The 1883-nt window shown below is 67.2% G+C and carries 3 pseudogenes; 1 reads left to right on the forward strand and 2 read right to left on the reverse strand.

Annotated features, from left to right (window positions below):
- A pseudogene (locus tag AB0M70_RS42085) lies at nucleotides 1-105 on the reverse strand (transposase); the annotation flags it as partial.
- A 156-nt stretch (nucleotides 106-261) separates the two neighbouring features.
- Between AB0M70_RS42085 and AB0M70_RS42090 the strand changes: the two are divergent.
- Nucleotides 262-900: pseudogene (locus AB0M70_RS42090) on the forward strand (ISL3 family transposase); the annotation flags it as partial.
- Between the two features lie 888 nt (nucleotides 901-1788).
- Here AB0M70_RS42090 and AB0M70_RS42095 read toward each other — a convergent pair.
- Nucleotides 1789-1883: pseudogene (locus tag AB0M70_RS42095) on the reverse strand (transposase); the annotation flags it as partial.

The following is a 1883-nucleotide window of genomic DNA, read 5'->3' on the forward strand; positions in this document are numbered from 1 at the left end:
ACCACTGTGGGAATCGGAGATCACCAGCTGGACATTGTCCAGGCCACGGGCCCGCAGGCTGCGCAGGAACCTCGTCCAGAACGGCTTCGACTCGCGGCTCTGGCCGGAATCTCGGGACGGTCACGATCGCTTGCAGTGTCGATCACGGTGTCTGGTGGGAATCCCCTGGTCGTGGGGGACTTGTCCGTGCTGAAGGAAGCCCTGCTGCCGAGAGCGGTGGGGCTGGTGCTCGACCGACTCACCGAGGCGGACGGGCTGGTTGTGGTCGAAGCGCACTGCTCCGTCGAGGAGTTGGAGTGCCCCGACTGCTCGACGGTTTCTGGCCGTGTGCACAGCCAGTACGAGCGGCACCTCACCGAGCTGCCGGTCGGCGGGCGCCGGGTGGTCGTGAAGCTGACGGTGAGAAGGTTCTTCTGCGACGATCCCGGCTGCCCTCGCCGCACATTCGTGGAGCAGGCCGAGGGCCTGACCACCAGGTATGCCCGTGCCGGTCCCGGAGTGAAGGTCTGGTGGCGAGCCGTCGCGCTCGCCTTGGGCGGGCGGCCTGGCATCCGGATGTGCCACGTCTTGGAAGTGCCGAGCGGACGCGAGCGCCTGCTCGGGCTGCTGCACGCGCCCCCGGTTCCAGACCGCAGCCCGCGGGTACTCGGCGTTGACGACTTCGCATTCCGCCGGTCTCGGACCTACGGGACCATCGTGTTGGACGTGGAGACCTCCACGGTCATCGATGTGTTGCCGGACCGTACTTCACCGACGCTGGCGGCCTGGTTGGCCGCGCACCCCGGAGCGGAGATCGTTTGCCGGGACCGGGCTGGCCCTTACGGCAAGGCAATACGACGCGCCGCCCCGCAGGCCCGGGAAGTGGCAGACCGGTTCCATCTGGTCCAGAACCTCACCAAAGTGCTGGAGAAGATTTGCCGCGAGCACATCCCGTGCCTGCGCAAACACGCCGAACTGGAAGCCCGGCTGACGACCTTGCCTAACCGCATCCCGCTGTTCGACTACCCAGGCACCGCACTGCTGGAGAGGACCAGACGGCGCTTCGAGGAGATCCAGCGTCTGCACGGAGAGGGCAGGACCCTCAACGCGATCGCCCGCCAGCTGAACCTCGATCCTAGAACCGTGCACCGCTACGTGAAGACTTCGCTCGATGAACTGCTGGCCTCGGCCGACAACCGACGCCCGAACGGCAGACTCGAACCGTTCAAGGCATACCTCAACGAACGCCATGGCCAGCTCGGTGCCGATGCGGTCGCCGCCCGCCTGTTCCGAGAGGTCCGCGAACGCGGCTATCGCGGCAGCCAGCGGAGCGTGCAGCGCCACCTCGCCCGCCTCAGCGCCGGCACCGTAGAACCGGTTCGTATCACCGCCCCCACCCCGAGGACCGTTGCCGCCTGGATCACCCGCCCACGCGAACACCTCTCCGCCCACGATCAGAAAGCCCTGCTCAAGGCCCGGCTCGCCTGCCCCGACATCACCCGAGCATGTGACCTGGCCTGGGCTTTTCTGGAAATGGCGCGACACCAGCGCGGCACGCTCCTACTCGACTGGATCAGGGAAGCCGAGCAGGACGCCCCCAGGCCCCTGCGCGGCTTCGCCGCCTACCTCCGCCAGGACCTTGACGCCGTCACCGCCGGCCTCACCCTCCCCTACAACTCCGGTGTCGTCGAAGGGCACGTCAACCGTTTAAGACGATCAAGCGGCAGATGTACGGCCGCGGATCCTTCCAACTCCTCCGCACCCGCGTCCTCTTGCGATCGTGACCGTCCCGAGATTCCGGCCAGAGCCCGACTCGCTGTCGCCGACCATCAGCCCCAGGATCTCGCGGTGACCTCCGGCAGAAATCCCGGTCGCGATGACCACCGCCTGAGACACGATCCGGT

Origin of the sequence: Streptomyces sp. NPDC051214 (assembly GCF_040682375.1) — a bacterium.
Lineage (GTDB): Bacteria > Actinomycetota > Actinomycetes > Streptomycetales > Streptomycetaceae > Streptomyces.